Genomic DNA, 17,269 nt, shown 5'->3' on the forward strand with positions numbered 1-17,269 from the left:
ACCCGTCGTTCTCGCAAAGCAAGCCATCTCAATCCCCAGCAATGAAGGCAAGTGTCAGACTCGAACTAATTTAGGCGGCAGAAATTTCACGCCAAACTTGTGTTCCGAAATGAAATGTCAGGACGCATCTTGTCAAGAACAGCAAAGACACACCCGGAAACGAATGATGTTCCATAGGTGCTAAAATACCCTGGGGCCGATTGAACTGTGGACCGGCGTGTGCGGCGGATGCCGGCGGCAGCCCGCACGGCATCTGGTGCGGACGAGGTGATGGCCGCAACGCAACGTATGATGCGCAAGCGATGCCGTGTGTCGCATCGCTTCCGCGTCATTGTCGCCGGTGAGGTCGCAGGTGAGCCTGCGGATCGGTGATTCCCTTACGCGAACCGCTGCCGCGCCAGCTTCGCGCCGGTGCCGAGCGCCATCAGCTTCGCCTCTGCGACTTCGCGCCGCATCGGGGCCATGCCGCAATTGGTGGTCGCGATGATGTTCTCTTTCGGCACCACCTTCATGACGTCCTCGAGCGTCTTGCAGACGTCCTCGGCGGTCTCGATCTCGTCACTGGCGACATCGATGACGCCAGCCTGGACGATCTTGTTCTTGAGCAGGCCGAGCAGCTCGATCGGCACCTTCGAATTGCGGCATTCGACCGCGACCTGCTGAATGCTGCTGGCGTCGATGACCGGGAAGGTCTCCTCATATTGCCGCCACTCGCTGCCGAGCGTTTCCTTCCAGTCGGTGTTGGCCTTGATGCCGTAGCCGTAGCAAATGTGGACCGCGGTCGGGCACGTCAGGCCTTCGGCGGCGCGCTCCAGCGCCTTGATGCCCCAGTCGCGCACCTCGTCCATGTAGACGTTGAAGGCCGGCTCGTCGAACTGGATCATGTCGATGCCGTCGTCGTGCAGCGCCTTGGCCTCCTGGTTCAACAGCTCGGCGAAGGCGAACGCCATCTTGACGCGGTCGCCATAGTAGTTGTCGGCGATGGTGTCGATGATCGTCATCGGCCCGGGCAGCGTGAACTTCACGGCGCGCGTGGTGTGCGTGCGCGCGATCCGCGCCTCGTCGCCATGGACGCGGCCCTTCAGCGACAGCGGCGCCACGACTTGCGGCACCATCGCCTTGTAGCGGTCCTTGCGGATGCCCATCTCGACCTTGTGCGCGAAGTCGATGCCCTCGACGCGCTCGAGAAAGCCGTGCACGAAATGCTGCCGCGACTGCTCGCCCTCGGTGAGGATGTCGATGCCGGAATCCTCCTGCAGCTTCAGCGCCAGGATGGTGGCATCGCGCTTGGCGCGCGCAAGCTCGTCGCCCTTCGACTTCCACGGCGCCCACAGCACGTTCGGCTCGGCCAGCCACTCCGGCTTCGGCAGCGAGCCCGCGATGGTCGATGCAAACAGCATGGTCGTATTCTCCGGCGTAGGGGCAGTCAGGCTTGAGCGCCTGTCTGCCATGGCTTACCCTTCCCGTACAGAAGAACGAAGCCGCGTCATGCGTTCCGCAGCGCGGCATAATGGGTCGGGGACGAAGCTCGGGGAAGGCATGATCGACCTCTATTATGCGCCGACGCCGAACGGCTGGAAGATCTCGATCATGCTCGAGGAACTCGGGCTGCCTTATACGGTCATTCCCGTCGACATCCGGGCCGGCGACCAGTTCAAGCCGGAGTTCCTCGCGATCAGCCCGAATAACCGCATTCCCGCGATCGTCGATCGCGCGCCGGCTGACGGAGACGAGCCTTTCTCGGTGTTCGAGACCGGCGCGATCCTGATCTACCTCGCCGACAAGACCGGGCGTTTTCTGCCGCAGGAGATTCGGGCGCGTTCGCGCGTGATCCAATGGGTGATGTGGCAGATGGCGGGTCTCGGGCCGATGATGGGGCAACATGGCCATTTCGCGCTGTATGCGGCGGAGAAGATCCCTTACGCGATCCAGCGCTACCGCGACGAGGTCGCGCGTCTTTTCCACGTGCTCGACGTCCAGCTCGGCAAGACCGGCGCCCACGTCGCCGGCGACGACTACACCATCGCCGACATCGCCTGCTTCCCGTGGATCATGACGCACAAGGCGCAGGGTTTTACGCTCGACGATTATCCGAACGTCAAGCGCTGGTACGCGGAGTTGCGCGCGCGGCCGAAGCTGCAAGCGGGGCTCGCAATTGGCAAGTTCGTCAAGGAGCCGTTCAACGACCAGACGCGCCACGTGATGTTCGGCGCGCGGGCGAAGGAAATGACGGGGAGATCGTGAGCGGACTCCACGGCGTCGCGAGGAGAGTGGTGGCAAACTGTCCAGACTGTGCCTCGTAGCCCCTGGATTGCTTCGTCGCTTCGCTCCTCGCAATGACGCAGAGAACGGGGACGCCAGCTCTCTCCACCGTCATTGCGAGCGGAGCGAAGCAATCCAGGGGCCATGACCAACTCTCTAGATTTGTGCGCGCCCCATCGAACACATTGAGACCTTGAGGAAACACGATGATCGAATTCTTCTTCGACTGCTCCAGCCCCTGGACCTATCTCGCCTTCCACAACATCCAGCCGCTGGCAAAGGAGTTCGGCGTCGACATCGTCTGGCGGCCGATCCTCGTGGGCGGCATCTTCAACACCATCAATCCCAGCGTCTATGCGCAGCGTGAGAAGCCGGTGCCGGCCAAGGCGGCCTATATGCTGAAGGACCTGAACGACTGGTCGCGCTCGGCCGGGCTCAAGATCAAGATGCCGCCGACGGTGTTTCCGGTGAACAGCGTCAAGGCGATGCGCGCCTGCATCTGGCTCGGCAACGAGGCCATGGTGCCGTTCGCGCGAGCCGTGTTCGAGATCTATTGGGGCGAGGACCAGGACATCTCGCAGGATGCGGTACTGACCGAGGTGTGCCGGCGTGTCGGCGTCGATGCCAAGGCATTGTTCGACGGCATCGCGCAGCAGGGGATCAAGGATCAGCTGCGCATCAACACCGAGGAGGTCGTCAAGCGCGGCGGCTTCGGTTCGCCGACGATTTTCGTCGATGTCAACGACATGTATTTCGGCAACGACCGCCTGCCGCTGATCCGCGAAGCGCTGGCGAAGCGGAAGGCGGCCTGATGCCGCGGGCGATCGTCTGCCGCGAGCTCGGTCCGCCGGAGAAATTGCGGCTCGAAGAGCTGCCGCCGCGCGCGCTGGGACAAGGCGAGGTGCGGGTGAAGATCCGCGCTGCCGGGATCAATTTTCCTGACATTCTGATGGCGGCCGGCGAGTATCAGTTGAAGCCGGAGCTGCCGTTCACGCCCGGCGTCGAGGCGTCGGGCGCCATCATGGAGCTCGGGCCCGATGTCAACGGCTACGCCGTCGGCGACCGCGTCATCGTGCGCATGCGCTTCGGCGCCTATGCCGAGGAGGCGGTGGTCGCGTCGAGCCAGCTCACGCCGCTGCCGTCGCCCTTCGACTATGCGGAGGGCGCGACCTATCTGGCCGGCCACGGCACCGCGCATCACGCGCTGGTCGATCGCGGCCAGCTCAAGCCGGGCGAGACGCTGCTGGTGCATGGCGCCGGCGGCGGCGTTGGCCTCGCCGCCGTCGAGCTCGGCAAGCTGCTGGGCGCCACCGTGATCGCGGCGGCGTCATCGGAGGAGAAGCTCGCGGTGGCCCGTGCGCGCGGTGCCGATCATCTCGTGCTGTATGCGCGCGAGCCGTTCCGCGACGCCGTCAAGCGCATCACGGATGGACGCGGCGTCGATGTGGTGTTCGATCCGGTCGGCGGCGAGGTGTTCGAGAACAGCGTCCGCTGCATCGCCTGGGGCGCACGGCTGCTGGTGATCGGCTTCACCGGCGGCATCGGCCTGGCGCGCACCAATCTCATCCTGATGAAGGGCGCCAGCGTGCTCGGCGTCCGCGCGGGCGAGGCCGTGCGCAAGGATCCTGAATTGGGCGAGCGAAGGATGGCGGCGCTGCTGGACCTCGCGGAGCAGGGCAAGCTGCGCCCCAACGTGTCACATCGCGTGCCGTTCGAGGATTATGCTGCAGCAATGCGGCTGCTAATCGACCGCAAGGCCATCGGCCGGGTCGCGCTGGTGATGGAGTGAAGCAAGGCGCCGCCACACCCCCGGTGTCGTCCCGGCCTTGAGCCGGGACCCATACCGCGTGATCCATCTTGTGGCACCCTGAGCGTCGTTCTTCGCCAAACTCAAGACGGTGGCTATGGGTCCCGGCTCAAGGCCGGGACGACAGCGGGATATGTGGCGCGTGCGCGACTGATGACTACTTGTATTCCCGCTCGTCCCACCACGGGAAATAGTCCGGCATGTCGGCCGTCACCGTATTCTTGAACTGCGCCGGGCGCTTCTCCAGGAACGACACCACGCCTTCCTTGACGTCGTCGGAACGACCGCGGGCGTAGATGCCGCGGCTATCGACCTTGTGCGCCTCCATCGGATCGTCGGCGCCCATCATGCGCCACATCATCTGGCGGATCAGCGCGACCGACACCGGCGCGGTCTTGTCCGCGATCTCGCGCGCCAGCGCGCGGGCGGTCGGCAGCAGCTCGTCCGGCGGCACCACCTTGCTGACGAGACGGCCGGCGAGCGCCTCCTGCGCCGGGAAGACGCGGCCGGTGTAGCACCATTCCAGCGCCTGCGAGATGCCGACGATGCGCGGCAGGAACCAGCTCGATGCCGCCTCCGGCACGATGCCGCGCTGGGAGAACACGAAGCCGAACCGCGCGGCCTCCGAGGCGATGCGGATGTCCATCGCGAGCTGCATGGTGACGCCGATGCCGACCGCGGGGCCGTTCACCGCGGCGATCACCGGCTTCAGCGACTTGAAGATCCGCAGCGTGACCTGGCCGCCGCCGTCGCGCACCTGCGGATCGGAATAGTCGACGCGGCCGTCGGCATGCCGCTTCACCGGCCCGCGCTTGGCATCGCGGTCGAACGTGTCGGCGCCGGAGGAGAGATCGGCGCCGGCGCAGAACGCGCGGCCCGACCCGGTGACGATGATCGCCCTGACACCATCGTCCTTGTCGGCGCGGTCGAAGGCGTCGATCAGCTCTTCCATCATCGTGCCGGTGAAGGCGTTCAGCTTCTCCGGCCGGTTCAAGGTGATGGTGAGGATCTTGTCGGCGACGTCATAGAGGATGGTCTGGTAGGCCATGAGCGTTTCCTGATGTTGTTGTCGTGGCGTTTGTTAGTTGGTTGCTCGTGCCACAATCTCCGCCGTCATTCCGGGATGCGCCCTCTTGGGCGCAGGCCCGGAACCCATAACCACGATCGTGAGTATGGATTCCGGGCTCGTGCTTCGCACGCCCCGGAATGACGACGAAATTGAGATCGGCGATGGGGATACAATAGTTCAGCACGAGGCCGCGTCAAATCGTGACGACATTCCGCATGGCGGGCAAAACGCTGCGCGCAGCGTTGCTCTCCCGGCAAGCGATGCAGCAGTGATCGGGTCCACACTCTCTCCATGTCATTGCGAGCGCAAGCGAAGCAATCCAGACTCGTGGGCGGGACACTGGATTGCTTCGCTTCGCTCGCAATGACGGAGGAGGGAGCAGTGGAGATGCTTCACTTTACCGGCGGTGTCGGCCAAGGCCGCTGCTCGCCGCGGAGGCTTTCGAACGTCTTGGCCATGCCGAGCACGCCGACATCGTCGAAGCGGCGGCCGACGATTTGCAGGCCGATCGGGAAGTCGTCGGAATCATAGCCGGCGTTGACGGAGATCGCCGGGTTCTCCGACATGTTCCACGGCACGGTGTAGGTGATGTGCTCGAACGGCTTCTCGGGGTCGTTGACCGGCGAGGCGAATTCGGCCGGGAATTTCACGCCCGGCGAGACCGGCGAGATGATGTAGTCGAATTCGGTGAACAGTTTTGCGGCGGCTGCGCGCAGCGCCATCGTGACGTTGAAGCCCCTGACGACCTCGACGCCGGACAGGTCAGCACCGCGCTCGGCCCATTGGAGGATGTAGGGCAGGGTCTTCGCGCGCACTTCCGGCGCGAGCCGGGCGAGATCGTCCCACAGCCGCGCGCGCCAGAAATTGTCGAGGCCATCGAGCATCTCGCGGGTGAGAAAGCCCTTGGTCTCGGTCACGACCGCGCCGGCCTCCTCGAACGCTTTGGCCGCCGCCAGCGTCGTCGCGCGCACCGGCTCTTCCAGCGCTTGGCCGACGCCGCCGAGATCGAGCATCAGCCCGATGCGCAGCTTGCGCACCGGTTTCTCCGCGACCTTCCAGTGCAGGTCGGACGGCGGCAGCGCGGTGCCGTCGCGGCGGTCGGGTTTCGACAGCACGCTCATCATCAGCGCGGCATCGTCGACGATGCGCGTCATCGGGCCGGCGACGCGGCCGACATAGGGGGGATCGATCGGTACGCGGCCGAAGCTCGGCTTGAGGCCGACCAAGCCGCACCACGACGCCGGCAGCCGGATCGAGCCGCCGATGTCGGTCCCGACATGCAGTGGGCCATAGCCGGCAGCGGCCGCGGCGCCCGCACCGGCGCTGGAGCCGCCGGGGTTCATGCGCAGATCCCACGGATTGCGCGTCAGCGGGTGGAAGCTCGACAGGCCCGACGACAGCATGCCGTAGTCGGGCATCGTGGTCTTGGCGAAGATGATCGCGCCGGCTTCGCGCAACCGCGCCACCGGCGGCGCGTCGGCCGCGAGCGGCGCCCGCGCGACGCTGGCCGCGCCGAGCGGCATCGGCTGGCCCTTGGTCGCGATGTTGTCTTTCACCGTCGCCGGCACGCCGTCGAGCACGCCGGCCGGCTCGTCATTGGCCCAGCGTTCCGTCGAGGCCTTCGCCGCGGCGCGCGCCGCGTCGACGTCGAGCAGATACAGTGCCTTGATCTCAGGCTCCCATGCCGCGACATGCGCCAGCACGTCGTCCATCACTTCGGATGGCGAGAACTGGCGCGCGCGGTAGCCGGCGATCAGGTCGACGGCGGAGAGATCGTGCAACGAGGTGACGTCGTCTGAAACGGGCTTGTGCATGCTGGTCCTCCGTCGCCGAAGTTCGTCTCAATTCCGAGCCCGCTCATTGACATACGTCAGGCGGCGCTAGGCTGCCGCCAGACGGGTCTCGATGATCCGGGCGAACATGCTGGCGCCGATCGGCAGGATCTTGTCGTCGAGCACATAGCCGGGATTGTGCACCGGCACCGAGCCGTCATGGCCGACCCAGAAATAGGCGCCCGGGATGGTCTGCAGCATGTCCGCGAAATCCTCGCTGCCCATCTTCGGCGTCGAGCGCGTCAGCACCTTGGACGGCTCGACGACGGTGCGCGCGACCTCCTCGACGACCTTCGACTGCTCTTCCTGGTTGACCAGGACGCTGAACGTGTCGCGGATGTCGACGTCGATCTCGCAGTTGAACGCCGCCGCCATGCCCGCGCAGATCGCGCGCATGCGCTCGCGTACCAGCGCGCGGACGCTGTCCGAGAAGGCGCGCACGGTGCCGCACAGCCAGGCATCGCCGGGAATGACGTTGTAGGCCGAGCCGGCATGGATCTGGGTGATCGAGACCACGGCGGCCTGCAGCGGTTCGACGTTGCGGCTCACGATGGTCTGGATCGCCTGCGCGACGCTGGTCGCGATCACCACCGCGTCCTTGGAGCGCTCGGGCATCGCGCCATGGGCGCCGTAGCCGGAGATGCGGATGTCGAAGAAGTCGGCGCCGGCCATCGCCGGGCCGGGAAGGATCGCGATCTCGCCATGCTCCAGGTCGGGCGCGTTGTGCAGGCCGTAGAGCTCGTCGCAGGGGAATTTCTGGAACAGGCCGTCCTTGATCATCGCGCGCGCGCCGCCGAGGCCTTCCTCGGCCGGCTGGAAGATGAAATGCACGGTGCCGTCGAAGTTGCGCGTCTCGGCGAGATAGCGCGCGGTGCCGAGCAGCATCGTGGTGTGGCCGTCATGACCGCAGCCGTGGAAGCGGCCGGGAATGGTCGAGCGCCACGGCAGGTTGGTGTTCTCCTCCATCGGCAGCGCGTCCATGTCGGCGCGCAGGCCGATCTTTTTGGTGCCGTCGCCCTTGCCCTTGAGCACGCCGATCACGCCGGTGCCGCCGAGGCCGCGATGCACCTCGATGCCCCATTGCGCGAGCTTCTCGGCGACGATGCCGGAGGTGCGAGTCTCCTCGAAGCCGATCTCCGGATGCGCGTGCAGGTCGCGGCGGATGGCGGTGAGTTCGTCGGCGTAGCCTTGGATGCGATCGATCGTGGGCATGGGTGTGTTTCCGTTGATGAGGTTTAAGCGTTGAACGCCGGGCCGTTCGGCTTGAGGCGAATGCCCGGACGCAGGCGCGCCCAGGGCAGGGTGGAGGGATCGGCGGGCATCGCGCCGGGCGCGGCGCATATCAAAAGCTGCTCTGCGATCGGCTCGAAATCGGCGCGGAAATGCACCGAGCTCTTGTTGACCAGGATCGCCTGCTCGGTCGGTTCGATGCCGACGAAGCGATACATCTCCTGGTCGGCGAGCTGCGACTTGTGCGAGGCCACGACCACGCGGACGTCGCCGATGCGCAGGCAGGCGGAGGGTCCCATCTCCATCTTGCGGCCGCCGTAGAACGGGCCGGGCGCGATGAAGCGGCCGTCGGAGATCTTTTCGATGATGAAACTCTCCTCGAACGGCGCATCGCCGGGAATGCCGCTCTTGCCGCCCAGCGACAGCGTGATGGTCGCGCCTTCGCCGGCGGCATGCGCGGCGAGCGCGGCTTGCGGATCGTAGATCATGCCGATCGCCGCGCGGCTGGCGCGGTTGCGCACCAGCGCGCGGAGCATGCCGGTGGTGTCGGAATCGCCGCCGGCGCCGGGGTTGTCCTGGGTATCGGCGATCACGATCGGGCGTGTCGCAGTCTTCGCCAGCGTCATCGCATGGCGTACGCCCTCGTCGGGCGTGTAGATGCGGCCGTCGAAATCATCCTCGTGGCCGGTGACAATGGCCGCGATCGCATCTGCGGCGGCGTCCGCATCGGCCTGCGTGCGGCCATAGGCGAACACGCTGGGGCCGCAATGCACGAAGTCGGCCGCGGGAAAACCGGGCGCGAAGGACAGCGTCGGCACGGCCTCGCTCTGCAGCGCGGCGAGCTTCTCGTAGATGCCTTTGGTCGGTTGGTCGTTGGTGCACTGCCAGCTGATCGGGATCAGGAACGGCAGCTGCCGGAACGCCTTCGCCAGCGGCTGCTTGGTCCGCAGCAGCAGCGCGAGATGCTCGGCGCAGGCGCGGCCGGTGTCGGCCATGTCGGTGTGCGGATATTTGCGATAGGCGATCAGCGCGTCCGCATGCGCCATCATCTCGGGCGTGACGTTGGCGTGCAGATCGAGGCTCGCCACCAGCGGCACATCGGGGCCGATCGCCTGGCGCACGCGGGCGAGGATCTCGCCTTCGCCGTCGTCGAAATGCTCCGGCACCATCGCGCCGTGCAGGTCGAGATAGACGCCGTCGAGCGGCAGGGCCGCCTTGATGCGGTCGACCATCACGGTCGTGATGCGCTCGAACGCATCCTTGGTGACATGGGCCGAAGGGCTTGCCGCGCAGGCGATGGTCGGCACGATCTCCCAGCCGTTGGCTTCCGCAACCGCGATGAAGCCCGACTGGCCGGCATTGATGCCGCGCATCGTCGTCATGACGCTCGCTGCGTCAGCGATGGAGGCGCGGCCGCCGCCATGCATGAAGTCGTCGTAATCCGCTTTCGTCGGTGCGAAGGTGTTGGTTTCGTGCAGAAAGCCGCCGATCGCGACGCGCGTCATTACTTCGCCTCTGGCCGTGAAATGGAGTGGCGACGTTAGACTGTGCCCTGCGGCCCGCGCAAGCGACGGAGCGATGCCGTTTTGCATGCCGCTTGAGCGGCCATCGATCGGCATCCCCGCAAACAGGGTGATGGAGACGAACTATCCCTCCCTCGTCATTCCGGGGCGGCCTCGTCCGCCGCAGGCGGAGGAGGGCGAGCCCGGAATCCATAACCCCAGGGAGTTCTTCGGGGCACGCCGGTGTCCACCAGCTGTCGTAACCATATCCGCCCGTGGGTATGGATTCCGGGCTCGCGCTTGCCGCCGACATGGCTGCGCCATGCCGTCGGCAAGCACGCCCCGGAATGACGGGAGGAGGGATTTGGCCTCCCGTCTCCCTCCGGCGTTCGCTGATCGACTACGCCACCGCCTCCGAGACCGGACGGAAGTTGGCAAAATCCCAGTTCCGGCCCGGAGCGGCTTCGAGCAGGGACTTGGTGTAGGCTTCCTTCGGATGCGTCAGGATCTGGCCGGCAGGGCCCTGTTCGACGATGCGGCCCTTCTGCATCACCACGACCTCGTCGCAGATCTGCGCGGCGACGCGCAGATCGTGGGTGATGAACAGGATGGCGATGCCGAGGCGGCGCTGGATCTCGTCGAGCAGCTCCAGCACCTGGGCCTGCACCGACACGTCGAGCGCGGACACGGCTTCGTCGGCCACCAGCACGTCCGGATCGAGCGCGAGCGCGCGCGCGATCGCGATGCGCTGGCGCTGGCCGCCGGAGAACTGGTGCGGATAGCGCGAGATCGCATCCGCCGGCAGGCCGACCAGCTCGAGCAGCTCGCGCGCCCGGGCCATCGCCTTGTCGTGCGAGGTGCCGTAGTTGATGGGGCCCTCGGCGATGCTTTCGCCGACCGTGAGGCGCGGGTTGAGCGAACGGTAGGGATCCTGGAACACGATCTGGATGCGCTTGCGGTGCGGCTGCAGCAGCCGACGCGTCAGGATCGAGATCTCGTGGCCGGCGAGGCGGACGCCGCCGGAGGTCGGATCGATCAGGCGCACGATGCAGCGCGCCACCGTCGACTTGCCGGAGCCGCTCTCGCCGACGATGCCGAGCGTACGGCCCTTGCGCAAGGTCAGCGAGACGTTCTGCGCGGCGACGACCTCGCGCGGCTTCCCGAGGAAGGAGCGCTCACGATAGACCTTGCCGAGATCGTTGGTCTCAAGCACCACCGGCTCGGTGCTGTCCGGGCGCGGCGGCCGCGGAATGAGGCTCGGCACCGAGGACAGCAGGTTGCGCGTGTAGTCCATCTCGGGCGCGCGCAGGATCTTGTCGAGCGCGCCGGTCTCGACCAGGCGGCCCTGGCGCATGACCGCGACGCGGTCGGCGATCTCGGCGACGACGCCCATGTCGTGGGTGATGAACAGCACCGCGGTGCCGTGATCGCGCTGCAACTCGCGGATCAAGGAGAGGATCTGCTTCTGCGTGGTGACGTCGAGCGCGGTGGTCGGCTCGTCGGCGATCAGGAGCTTGGGCTCGAGCACCAGTGCCATCGCGATCATGATGCGCTGGCGCTGGCCGCCGGAAAGGCGGTGCGGATAGGAGCCGAAGATGCGCTCGACGTCGGGCAGGTGGACCTGCTCCATCATGTCGAGGATGCGCTTGCGGCGCGCGCGCGCATCCAGCGAGGTGTGGGCGCGCAAGACTTCGTCGATCTGACGACCGACCGGAACGACCGGATTGAGCGCGGTCATCGGCTCCTGGAAGATCATCGCCATCCGCGTGGCGCGCAGCTCGCGCAGCCGGCGATCACTGGCGGTCAGCAGCTCCTCGCCGACGAGCTTCACGCTGCCGCCGACGGCATGCAGCGCGTTCTTCGGCAACAGGCCCATCGTAGTCAGCGACGTCACCGACTTGCCGGAGCCGCTCTCGCCGACGACGCAGAGCGTCTCGCCCTTCTCGACCTTGATCGAGACGCCGTCGATGATGCGCGGGCCGTTCGGGTTCTTGGTCTTGCCGACGGTGACGACGAGATTGTCGATGTCGAGGATGGTATCGGTCATGCGTTCATTTCTCCACCGTCATTGCGAGGAGCGTCAGCGACGAAGCAATCCAGAGCTCCGGGCGCGGCCCCTGGATCGCGTCGCTTCGCTCGCGATGACGAAAAAACCAATGTCACTTGCCGGCCTCGCGCTGCTTCATGCGCGGGTCGAGCGCGTCGCGGGCGGCGTCGCCGATCAGGTTGATCGACAGAATCGCGATCGACAGCAACAGGCCCGGCCAGAAGATGAGCGACGGCTTGACCTGGAAGTAGGAGCGGCCCTCGGCCATGATGTTGCCCCAGGTCGGCGTCTCCGGGCTGATGCCGGCGCCGAGGAACGACAGGATCGCCTCGGTGAGAATCGCGGCGGCGCAGATATAGGTGCCTTGGACGATCAGCGGCGCGATCGTGTTCGGCATCAAATGCCGCCACATGATCTTGGGCATCGAGGTGCCCAGCGAAATCGCGGCCTCGACGTAGGGCTCCTCGCGTGCGGTCAGAACGACCGAGCGGACGAGGCGCGCGACGCGCGGAATCTCGACGATGGTGATCGCGATCATCACCGTGCCGACGCTGGCGCCGGACAGCGACACCACGGCGATGGCGAGCAGGATGCTCGGGATCGCCATCAGGCCGTCCATCACGCGCATCATGATGGCGTCGACCCAGCGGAAGAAGCCGGAGACGAGGCCGATGACGAGGCCGATTGCGATCGAGATGATCGCAGCGCCGACGCCGACCAGGAGCGAGATGCGGCCGCCATAGATGGTGCGCGACAACAGGTCGCGGCCGTAGGCGTCGGTGCCGAGCAGGAATTGCGCGCTCGACGGCTTCAGCCGTTGCGACGGTGCGAGCAGCACCGGATCATGCGGCGCCAACAGCGGCGCCAAGACCGAGACGATCACGATCAGCGACAGGCACACGGTGGCCACCGCGATGATCGGGGTCGAGGTGAGGAAGCCGAACCGGGGCCCCAGTCGCGTGGTGACCGGAATCGACGGCTCGGGAGTGGTAACGATCGCCATCGGGTTGGCCTCAGTAGCGGATGCGTGGATCGAGGATGGTATAGGCGAGGTCGATCAGGAGATTGACCGCGAGATAGATGAAGGAGGTCAGCAGGATCATGCCTTGGATCACCGGATAGTCGCGCGCCAGCACGGCATCGACCGTGAGCCGCCCGATGCCGGGCAGGTTGAACACGCTCTCGGTGACGACGACGCCGGAGATCAGCAGCGCAAAGCCGGAGCCGATCACGGTGATGACGGGCACGGCGGCATTGCGCAGCGCATGGCGCAGCAGCACCGCGACTTCGCTGACGCCCTTGGCGCGCGCGGTGCGCACGAAGTCCTCGCCGAGCACGTCGAGCATGGCGGCGCGCGTCATGCGCGCGATCAGCGCGACGTAGATGAAGGACAGTGCGCAGGTCGGCAGGATGATGCGTTCGAAGAACGGTCCGAAGCCGACGCTGATGCTGCGGAAGCCCTGCACGGGCACCCAGCGCAGGTTGATCGCGAACACCTGGATCAGGATGTAGCCGATCACGAACACCGGCACCGAGAAGCCGAGCACCGAGAGCGCCATCACGAAGCGGTCGATCCAGGTGCCGTGCTTCCACGCCGCGATGACGCCGAGCGGGACGGCGACGAGGATCGAGAGGACGATCGTCGTCAGCGCGACCGAGATCGACGGCTCGATGCGCTGGCCGATCATCTGCAGCACCGGCACCTTGGAGATCAGCGACACGCCGAGATCGCCGTGCAGCAGCTGATTGATCCAGGTGAAGAACTGGATGTAGAGCGGCTCGTTCAGTCCGAGCGTGGTGCGAATGCGCTCGAGCTGCTCGGGCGTGGCGTTGTCGCCGGCGAGAATCGCGGCGGGGTCGCCGGGCGTCAGCCGCAGCAGGAGAAAGACGAACAGCGCCACCACGCCCATCACGGGGATGGATGCGAGGATTCGGCGAAGCAGGTAACCGATCATCTTGAGAGAACCGCCTTCATGGTGCTGGGACGACGCTCACGACGTAACAGAGTTCTTGCGTGAGCGAGTTTGCATGTCACCGATATCAATCGCTTTCAAGGTCTCCGACGGCATCGCTGATGACGCGGCATTCGCGTTCATCGCAACTCGTCGCAATTGCGAACAATGTCGCAGGAACTTTGCAAGGCGCATGCCATCATGCGCGCGCCGTTGCGCGAAAGTCCATCGTTTTGGTCCCGGAAAATGAAACCTTGCTGCTACGCAGCAGGAATTGTCCCGAGGCAGGAGCTGGCCGGTGGCAGAAACGCGGCGATCCTATGTACACAAACGAAATCGCCGTGGCGGCGTACCGTCGAAAGCACCGCTGAGCGCGCCCAGCGATGCCTGGCCTTAGCCGCCGCTCTGCCCATGCCGCGGGCTCATGCCAGCGTCGCGAGCAGGCCGGCCATGAGCCGGCCGCGCTCGGCGAGGCTGTCGATCTCGATATACTCGTTCAACGTGTGCATGTCGGCGCCGCGCACACCCAGGCCGTCGAGCGTGGGGATACCGAGCGCGCCGGTGAAATTGCCGTCCGAGCCGCCGCCCGCGGAGCCGTGGGGCAGGGACATGCCGAGCCGCTCGGCAATGCCGCGCGCCTGCTCGTAGAGCGCCATGGTTCCGGAATCCGGCTCCCATACGGGGCGCGTCACGCCGCGTGTGACCTTGAACGCGACGTCATCATTGGTGCCGGACAGCGCCAGCATGCGCTCGACGCCGCGATCGAGATCGGCCTGGCGCTTGGCCATGCTGAGCGCTTCGCCGGTGCAGGTGGTGGCGACACAGTTGACCCATTGGCCGCCATGCACGATGCCGACCGAGAAGGTGCAGTCCTCCGTGGTCATCGCATCGATCGCGAGAACCTGCCGCGCCATTTCCCGGATTGCGGAACGGCCGGCGCCGAGCCGCGCACCGGCATGGCTCGGGCGCCCTGTGGCTTCGAGATTGAAGCGGGCGATGGCGTAGCGGCCGGTGACGACGCCGTTGTCGACGCGGCCCGGCTCGGGCACCAGCACGTATTTGTTGCGCTTCGCCTCGGCCTCGATGATGTCGCGTGTCGACGGCGTGCCGACTTCCTCGTCCGGCGTGAACAGGACGGTGATCGGCAGCGGCGTCGCGATCGAGGCCTGCATCAGCTGGCGGATGGCTTCGAGCGACAGGTAGTTGCCGCCCTTCATGTCGCAGATCCCGGGGCCATGACAGCGGCTGCCGTCGCGTCGCCACGGCAGCTTCGCCAAGGTGCCGACGGGGTGCACGGTATCCATGTGGCCGGCGATCAGGATGCCGGGCTCGCCCTGGCGCGGGTGGGGGAAGCGGGCGCGGACGCAGCCGGCGAAGCCGTCGCGGCCGGCGATGCGTTCGATCGTCGCACCCATGATCGCCATGTCGCGTGCGGCGAGGCCGAGCATGCGCTCGACCGCCGCAGCGTCCCAGGTTGGACTCTCGCACTCCACCCAGCCGCGCAAGCCCTGCAGCATGGCGTCGGTATCGAAGGGAAGATCGGCTGGATTCATGGTGGCTCTCTTTTGGCGGCGCTCTTCGAGCTTGTCGTTGTCTTGTCACACGAGACGGAGTCGGGCGCTTTGTAAAGCGAAAGCTGTGCGAGCGTTAACGCCGTTCTCGGCTGCAACGGGCATGCGCGGAATGCGGATTGACGTGAAAGGCGACCTCTGCAACTGTCAAAATCTCACGTCCTGCAGCGTGTTAGTTCGCACAAGGATTGATCTGCACGCACAACGAATGATCTGAATCTGATCGATTTCAGGTCACCCTTCCCTTCAGGAGACCTCGTAATGTTCCACACCCCGCGCTGGAAAGGCCTGATGCTCGCCACGAGCGTCGCCGTTTCCATGCTCTCGATCTCGACGGCGCTGACTACACAGGCGATCGCAGCGGGCAAGAAGACCATCACGGCGGTGATGCATTCGGATCTGCGCGTCATCGACCCCGGATTCACGACGGCCTACATCACGCGTGACCATGGCTACATGGTCTACGACACGCTGCTGGCGACCGATTCGAACTTCAAGATCCAGCCGCAGATGGCGGACTGGAAGGTCTCCGACGACAAGCTGACCTACACCTTCACCCTGCGCGACGGCCTGAAGTGGCACGACGGCACGCCGGTGACGGCGGAGGACTGCGTCGCCTCGCTGAAGCGCTGGGGCCGCAACGACGGCATGGGCCAGAAGCTGATGGACTTCACGGCGAGCCTCGAGGCGCCGGATGCCAAGACCATCGTGCTCAAGCTGAAGGAGCCCTACGGCCTCGTGCTGGAGTCGATCGGCAAGCCGTCGTCGCTGGTGCCGTTCATGATGCCGAAGCGTCTCGCCGAGACGCCGCAGGGGCAGCAGATTCCCGAGCAGATCGGCTCCGGCCCGTTCAAGTTCGTCAAGGCTGAATTCCAGCCCGGCGTGAAGGCGGTCTACGAAAAGAACACCGACTACGTGCCGCGCAAGGAGCCCGCAAGCTGGGTTGCCGGCGGCAAGGTCGTGAAGGTCGACCGCGTCGAGTGGATCACGATGCCGGACGCGCAGACTGCGGTGAACGCGCTGCAGTCGGGCGACATCGACTTCATGGAAAACCTCCCTTACGACATGCTGTCGGTGCTGGAGTCGAATCCTGAGCTCAAGATCGATGTGCTCAACAAGTTCGGCTATCAGACCCTCGGCCGCATGAACTTCCTGAACTCTCCGTTCGATAACGTGAAGGTTCGTCGCGCGGCGTTCCTGGCGCTGAACCAGAAGGACGTGCTCGACGCGCTGGTCGGCAATCCGAAGTACCAGAAGGTCTGCGGCGCGGTGTTCGTCTGCGGCACGCCGCTGGAGACCGATATCGGCGCGGAGACGCTGATCAAGGGCAACGGCATGGCGGAGGCCAAGAAGGCGCTCGCGGAATCCGGCTATGACGGCACCCCGATCGCGATCATGGCGCCGGGCGACGTCACCACCCTGAAGGCGCAGCCGGTCGTTGCGGCGCAGCTGCTGCGCGAGGCCGGCTTCAAGGTCGACCTGCAGGCGACGGACTGGCAGACCGTGGTGACGCGGCGCGCCAGCCAGAAGCCGGTCAAGGAAGGCGGCTGGAACATGTTCTTCACCAACTGGGTCGGCGCCGACGTCGCCAACCCCGTGGCGAACGTGTCGGTCGGCGGCCGTGGCACCAAGGGCGGCTGGTTCGGCTGGGCTGAGGACGCCGAGATCGAGAAGCTGCGCGACGCCTTCGCGCGCTCGTCGTCGGCCGACGAGCAGAAGAAGATCGCGACCGAGATCCAGAAGCTCAACTACGAGCGCGTGATCTACGTGCCGCTTGGCCAGTATCTGGTTCCGAGCGGCTGGCGCAAGTCGCTGACCGGCATTCTCGATGGTCCGGCGACGCCGCTGTTCTGGAACGTCGACAAGAGCGAGTAGCTCGCGGCGTTCGATCGATCGACGTCACCAAGCGGCGGAGGCAACTCCGCCGCTTTTGTTTGCGGGGAGGCGGGGTGCCGTGGGGTGGGCGAAGCAGCCGCCGAGAGGCGGCAGCGTGCCCA

The 17,269-nt window shown here is 65.9% G+C and carries 13 protein-coding genes; 4 read left to right on the plus strand and 9 right to left on the minus strand.

Annotated features, from left to right (window positions below; translation table 11 throughout):
• Window positions 1-377: 377 nt before the first annotated feature.
• Window positions 378-1,400: a methionine synthase gene (locus tag ACQR1L_RS14190; protein ID WP_434858567.1), complete on the minus strand. Its 1,023-nt coding sequence runs from the start codon at window positions 1,398-1,400 to the stop codon at window positions 378-380.
• A gap of 139 nt (window positions 1,401-1,539) precedes the next feature.
• Between ACQR1L_RS14190 and ACQR1L_RS14195 the strand changes: the two genes are divergently transcribed.
• The 3 genes from ACQR1L_RS14195 (at window position 1,540) to ACQR1L_RS14205 (ending at window position 4,051) form a co-directional block, all read left to right on the plus strand.
• The gene (locus ACQR1L_RS14195) at window positions 1,540-2,244 is read left to right on the plus strand and encodes a glutathione binding-like protein (protein WP_434858568.1); all 705 of its coding nucleotides are present in this window, start codon (window positions 1,540-1,542) and stop codon (window positions 2,242-2,244) included.
• 224 nt (window positions 2,245-2,468) lie between these two features.
• Window positions 2,469-3,074 carry a 2-hydroxychromene-2-carboxylate isomerase gene (locus ACQR1L_RS14200; protein ID WP_434858569.1) on the plus strand — a complete coding sequence of 202 codons (606 nt, stop codon included), beginning with the start codon at window positions 2,469-2,471 and terminating at the stop codon, window positions 3,072-3,074.
• Window positions 3,074-4,051 (plus strand): NADPH:quinone oxidoreductase family protein, encoded by a 978-nt coding sequence (locus tag ACQR1L_RS14205; RefSeq protein WP_434858570.1) that lies wholly within the window; start codon window positions 3,074-3,076, stop codon window positions 4,049-4,051. Before ACQR1L_RS14200 ends, ACQR1L_RS14205 begins: the two co-directional genes overlap by 1 nt.
• A gap of 175 nt (window positions 4,052-4,226) precedes the next feature.
• On the opposite strand, the gene ACQR1L_RS14210 is transcribed toward ACQR1L_RS14205, so the two are convergent.
• From ACQR1L_RS14210 to ACQR1L_RS14245, 8 genes are all read right to left on the minus strand, one after another.
• Window positions 4,227-5,117 (minus strand): crotonase/enoyl-CoA hydratase family protein, encoded by an 891-nt coding sequence (locus ACQR1L_RS14210; RefSeq protein ID WP_434858571.1) that lies wholly within the window; start codon window positions 5,115-5,117, stop codon window positions 4,227-4,229.
• 413 nt (window positions 5,118-5,530) lie between these two features.
• On the minus strand, window positions 5,531-6,952 hold the full coding sequence (locus tag ACQR1L_RS14215; protein ID WP_434858572.1) for an amidase: 1,422 nt from the start codon (window positions 6,950-6,952) through the stop codon (window positions 5,531-5,533).
• Between the two features lie 66 nt (window positions 6,953-7,018).
• A complete protein-coding gene (locus ACQR1L_RS14220; protein ID WP_434858573.1) occupies window positions 7,019-8,182 on the minus strand; it encodes a M20 aminoacylase family protein in 1,164 nt (387 codons plus the stop codon).
• Window positions 8,183-8,205: 23 nt separating this feature from the next.
• Window positions 8,206-9,705 carry a M81 family metallopeptidase gene (locus tag ACQR1L_RS14225; protein ID WP_434858574.1) on the minus strand — a complete coding sequence of 500 codons (1,500 nt, stop codon included), beginning with the start codon at window positions 9,703-9,705 and terminating at the stop codon, window positions 8,206-8,208.
• Window positions 9,706-10,102: 397 nt separating this feature from the next.
• Window positions 10,103-11,749, minus strand: coding sequence for an ABC transporter ATP-binding protein (locus ACQR1L_RS14230; protein WP_434858575.1), 1,647 nt, complete (start codon window positions 11,747-11,749; stop codon window positions 10,103-10,105).
• Window positions 11,750-11,861: 112 nt separating this feature from the next.
• A complete protein-coding gene (locus ACQR1L_RS14235; RefSeq protein WP_434858576.1) occupies window positions 11,862-12,752 on the minus strand; it encodes an ABC transporter permease in 891 nt (296 codons plus the stop codon).
• A 10-nt stretch (window positions 12,753-12,762) separates the two neighbouring features.
• On the minus strand, window positions 12,763-13,704 hold the full coding sequence (locus tag ACQR1L_RS14240) for an ABC transporter permease (protein WP_434858577.1): 942 nt from the start codon (window positions 13,702-13,704) through the stop codon (window positions 12,763-12,765).
• Window positions 13,705-14,123: 419 nt separating this feature from the next.
• Window positions 14,124-15,254, minus strand: a complete 1,131-nt coding sequence (locus tag ACQR1L_RS14245; RefSeq protein ID WP_434858578.1) for a M20/M25/M40 family metallo-hydrolase — start codon at window positions 15,252-15,254, stop codon at window positions 14,124-14,126.
• Between the two features lie 336 nt (window positions 15,255-15,590).
• On the opposite strand from ACQR1L_RS14245, the gene ACQR1L_RS14250 reads away from it, so the two are divergent.
• Window positions 15,591-17,147 carry an ABC transporter substrate-binding protein gene (locus ACQR1L_RS14250; RefSeq protein ID WP_434858786.1) on the plus strand — a complete coding sequence of 519 codons (1,557 nt, stop codon included), beginning with the start codon at window positions 15,591-15,593 and terminating at the stop codon, window positions 17,145-17,147.
• Window positions 17,148-17,269: the final 122 nt, after the last annotated feature.

The organism is Bradyrhizobium sp. HKCCYLR20261 (genome assembly GCF_051168435.1).
In the GTDB taxonomy this organism is placed as follows: Bacteria; Pseudomonadota; Alphaproteobacteria; order Rhizobiales; family Xanthobacteraceae; genus Bradyrhizobium.

Bases quoted from the DNA above. Each gene is read 5' to 3' on its own strand.
- ACQR1L_RS14190 (WP_434858567.1), bottom strand. From the start codon at position 1,400: ATGCTGTTTGCATCGACCATCGCGGGCTCGCTGCCGAAGCCGGAGTGG.
- ACQR1L_RS14195 (WP_434858568.1), top strand. From the start codon at position 1,540: ATGATCGACCTCTATTATGCGCCGACGCCGAACGGCTGGAAGATCTCG.
- ACQR1L_RS14200 (WP_434858569.1), top strand. From the start codon at position 2,469: ATGATCGAATTCTTCTTCGACTGCTCCAGCCCCTGGACCTATCTCGCC.
- ACQR1L_RS14205 (WP_434858570.1), top strand. From the start codon at position 3,074: ATGCCGCGGGCGATCGTCTGCCGCGAGCTCGGTCCGCCGGAGAAATTG.
- ACQR1L_RS14210 (WP_434858571.1), bottom strand. From the start codon at position 5,117: ATGGCCTACCAGACCATCCTCTATGACGTCGCCGACAAGATCCTCACC.
- ACQR1L_RS14215 (WP_434858572.1), bottom strand. From the start codon at position 6,952: ATGCACAAGCCCGTTTCAGACGACGTCACCTCGTTGCACGATCTCTCC.
- ACQR1L_RS14220 (WP_434858573.1), bottom strand. From the start codon at position 8,182: ATGCCCACGATCGATCGCATCCAAGGCTACGCCGACGAACTCACCGCC.
- ACQR1L_RS14225 (WP_434858574.1), bottom strand. From the start codon at position 9,705: ATGACGCGCGTCGCGATCGGCGGCTTTCTGCACGAAACCAACACCTTC.
- ACQR1L_RS14230 (WP_434858575.1), bottom strand. From the start codon at position 11,749: ATGACCGATACCATCCTCGACATCGACAATCTCGTCGTCACCGTCGGC.
- ACQR1L_RS14235 (WP_434858576.1), bottom strand. From the start codon at position 12,752: ATGGCGATCGTTACCACTCCCGAGCCGTCGATTCCGGTCACCACGCGA.
- ACQR1L_RS14240 (WP_434858577.1), bottom strand. From the start codon at position 13,704: ATGATCGGTTACCTGCTTCGCCGAATCCTCGCATCCATCCCCGTGATG.
- ACQR1L_RS14245 (WP_434858578.1), bottom strand. From the start codon at position 15,254: ATGAATCCAGCCGATCTTCCCTTCGATACCGACGCCATGCTGCAGGGC.
- ACQR1L_RS14250 (WP_434858786.1), top strand. From the start codon at position 15,591: ATGCTCTCGATCTCGACGGCGCTGACTACACAGGCGATCGCAGCGGGC.